Annotated in this window: 2 protein-coding genes and 1 pseudogene; 1 reads left to right on the top strand and 2 read right to left on the bottom strand. The window is 71.0% G+C overall.

The genetic code is table 11. From position 1 onward, the window contains the following. Positions 1-799, top strand: a pseudogene (locus tag ACSNOD_RS29695) (hypothetical protein); the annotation flags it as partial. Positions 800-892: 93 nt separating this feature from the next. On the opposite strand, the gene pyk reads toward ACSNOD_RS29695, so the two are convergent. Further along, positions 893-2,320 (bottom strand): pyruvate kinase, encoded by a 1,428-nt coding sequence (gene pyk / locus ACSNOD_RS29690; RefSeq protein WP_436770176.1) that lies wholly within the window; start codon positions 2,318-2,320, stop codon positions 893-895. Between the two features lie 61 nt (positions 2,321-2,381). Next, positions 2,382-3,527 carry an acetate kinase gene (locus ACSNOD_RS29685; RefSeq protein WP_436770175.1) on the bottom strand — a complete coding sequence of 382 codons (1,146 nt, stop codon included), beginning with the start codon at positions 3,525-3,527 and terminating at the stop codon, positions 2,382-2,384. Between the last annotated feature and the right edge of the window lie 58 nt (positions 3,528-3,585).

Genomic DNA, 3,585 nt, shown 5'->3' with positions numbered 1-3,585 from the left:
GTCCCCGGGCACCGGCACGCCGGGCGCGCGGCCGGCCACCCCCGCCCCGGGCCCGTCCGGTGGCGCCGGCGGCACCGCAGGCGCCGACGGAGAGAAGGCCGCGCGGACGGTCCGGGAGGCCGCCGAGAAGGCCGGAGTGCGGCCCGAGGACATCAAGGACGTACCGAAGCCGCCGGACGGCGCGGCGGCCGGCAGGCCGGGCGACGGGAAGGCCGACCGGAAGAACGAGAAGCCGGACGGCGAGAAGAACGAGAAGGCGAACGGCGACAGGGACGGGAAGCCGGACGGCGACAAGGACGGCGGCAAGCGGCCGTTCCCCTGCCCCACGCCCGACCCCGAGGCCCTCGCCAACGCCGAGCTCGACCCCGGCGCCCCGCTGCTGCCGGACGCCCCCTGGCGGCTGGAGAGTTCCACCCTCACCCTGCGCGGCCTGGACTACCACGGCATCGTCGAGGTGAAAACCTGGAGCGGCCGGGTGAAGAAGGTGCTCAAGTTCACCGCCGAGGAGACCGACATCGTCGATCTGCACCAGTCGGTGGAGGGCCCGCTGGGCACCACCGGCCATGTGCGGGCGAGGGCGGGTTCGAAGTCCACCATCCGCGGCGGCACGGTCACCATGTACACCGAGGAGATCTCCGGCAAGCTCTTCGGCTTCCTCCCGGTGACGTTCAGCCCGCGGACCCCGCCCCCGCTGAACATCCCCCTGGCCGTCTTCACCGACGCCAAGGTGATCCAGGCCGGCCAGTTCGGCGGCACGCTCCACGTCCCCGGCATGCGGCTGTACAACACGGCCCGGTGACCCCGGAGACGGCGAAGGGCGCCCACCCCCCGCAGGGGGGGCCCCCTTCGTGCAGGCGTATGGGCGTACGGGGTACGGCCTCGTCAGCCGCCGTCAGCCGTTGTCGCCACCGAGGTGGTGCACCCGCACCATGTTGGTGGTGCCGGGCACGCCGGGGGGCGAACCCGCCGTGATGATCATGGTGTCGCCCTCGTTGTACCGCTGGAGCTTGAGCAGCTCGGCGTCCACGAGGTCCACCATCGCGTCCGTGTTGTTCACGTGCGGCACCACGAAGGTCTCCACGCCCCAGCTCAGGGTGAGCTGGTTGCGGGTGGCGGCGTCGGTGGTGAAGGCCAGGATCGGCTGCTGGGCGCGGTAGCGGCACAGACGGCGCGCGGTGTCACCGGACTTGGTGAACGCCACCAGCGACTTGGCGCCCAGGAAGTCGGCGATCTCGCAGGCCGCGCGGGCCACGGAACCGCCCTGGGTGCGCGGCTTCTTGCCCGGCACCAGCGGCTGGAGGCCCCGGGAGAGCAGCTCCTGCTCGGCCGCCTGGACGATCTTCGACATGGTCTTGACCGTCTCGATCGGGTACTTGCCGACCGAGGACTCGGCGGAGAGCATCACCGCGTCGGCGCCGTCCAGGATGGCGTTGGCCACGTCGGACGCCTCGGCGCGGGTCGGCCGCGAGGAGTTGATCATCGACTCCATCATCTGGGTCGCGACGATCACCGGTTTGGCGTTGCGGCGGCACAGCTCGATGAGCCGCTTCTGCACCATCGGGACCTTCTCGAGCGGGTACTCGACGGCGAGGTCGCCACGGGCCACCATCACGCCGTCGAAGGCCGCCACGACCTCCTCCATGTTCTCCACGGCCTGCGGCTTCTCGACCTTGGCGATGACCGGCACCCGGCGGCCCACCTCGTCCATCACCCGGTGCACGTCGCGCACGTCGGCCGCGTCCCGGACGAAGGAGAGCGCCACCATGTCGCAGCCGAGCCGCAGCGCGAACTTCAGGTCCTCGATGTCCTTCTCGGACAGCGCCGGCACGTTCACGGCCACGCCGGGCAGGTTGATGCCCTTGTGGTCGGAGATCACACCGCCCTCGATGACGATGCAGCGCACCCGCGGGCCCTCGACCTCGATCACCTGGAGCGCCACCGCGCCGTCGTTGATCAGGATGCTCTCGCCCTTGCCGACATCGCCGGGCAGGCCCTTGTACGTGGTGCCGCAGATGTGCTTGGTGCCGGGCACGTCCTCGGTGGTGATGGTGAACTCGTCGCCGCGCACCAGCTCGACGGGGCCGTCCTCGAAGGTCTCCAGCCGGATCTTCGGGCCCTGGAGGTCGCAGAGCACGCCGATGGCGCGCCCGGTCTCCTCCGACGCCTTACGGACCCGGTGGTACCGCTCCTCGTGCTCCGGGTGGGACCCGTGGCTCATGTTGAAACGGGCCACGTTCATGCCGGCCTCGATCAGCGTCTTCAGCTTCTCGTAGGAGTCGACGGCGGGGCCCAGGGTGCAGACGATTTTGGAACGGCGCATGAGGGCGATCCTATCGGTTTGTTTCGGAGCGGAATATTCGAGCTGTGGGAAGAACCCAGGGTTACGCGTTGACCAGCGCGTATGCCTCGTTGGCGATCTCCAGTTCCTCATCGGTGGGCACCACGGCCACGGCCACCCGGCTGTCGTCCGCCGAGATCAGCCGCGCCGAGCCGCCCCGTACGGCGTTGCGCTCCCCGTCCACCACGATGCCCAGCGCGGACAGATCCCGCAGCGCGGCCTCGCGGACGTGCGCCGCGTTCTCGCCCACGCCGGCCGTGAACGCGATGGCGTCGACCCGCCCCAGCACGGCGGTGTAGGCACCGATGTACTTCCGCAGCCGGTGGATGTACACCTCGAAGGCGAGCCGCGCGGCCTCGTCGCCCTCGTCCATCCGACGGGTGATCTCGCGCATGTCGTTGTCGCCGCACAGGCCGATCAGACCGCTGCGCTTGTTGAGCAGGGCGTCGATCTCGTCGGTGGACAGGCCGCCCACCCGGGCCAGGTGGAACACCACGGCCGGGTCCAGGTCGCCCGAGCGGGTGCCCATGACCAGGCCCTCCAGCGGGGTCAGGCCCATGGAGGTGTCCACGCAGACGCCGCCGCGGACGGCGGAGGCGCTGGCGCCGTTGCCCAGGTGCAGCACGATGGTGTTGACCTCGGCGAGGTCCTTGCCCAGCAGCTCGGCGGTGGCCCGGGAGACATAGGCGTGCGAGGTGCCGTGGAAGCCGTAGCGGCGCACGCCGTGCGCGTCGGCCACCTCGGTGTCGATGGCGTAGCGGGCGGCGGACTCCGGCATCGTGGAGTGGAACGCCGTGTCGAAGACCGCCACCTGCGGCAGGTCCGGCCGCAGCTCCCGGGCCACCTTGATGCCCGTGATGTTGGCGGGGTTGTGCAGCGGCGCCAGCGGCACCAGCTTCTCGATCTCGGCGACCACCTCGTCGGTGATCAGCGTCGGCTCGGTGAAGCGGGTGCCGCCGTGCACCACCCGGTGCCCCACGGCCGCCAGCTCCGGCGAGTCCAGGCCCAGCCCCTGGGCGGCCAGCTCCTCGGAGACCTTCGACAGCGCGGCCGTGTGGTCGGCCACCGGGCCCTCGCCGATCCGCTCCACCAGGCCGGAGGCGAGCCGGGAGCCGTCGGCCATGTCGAGCAGCTGGTACTTCAGCGAGGAGGAGCCGGAGTTGAGGACGAGGACGCGGGTGCCGTTCACGCGGTCTGCGCTTTCTGTGTCGAAGAGAGCTGGGAGAGGGGACGGGGGGCGGCCGGGC

The organism is Streptomyces sp. URMC 123 (assembly GCF_051386515.1).
Classification (GTDB): domain Bacteria; phylum Actinomycetota; class Actinomycetes; order Streptomycetales; family Streptomycetaceae; genus Streptomyces.
This window is presented reverse-complemented; position numbering and strand designations above follow the sequence as displayed.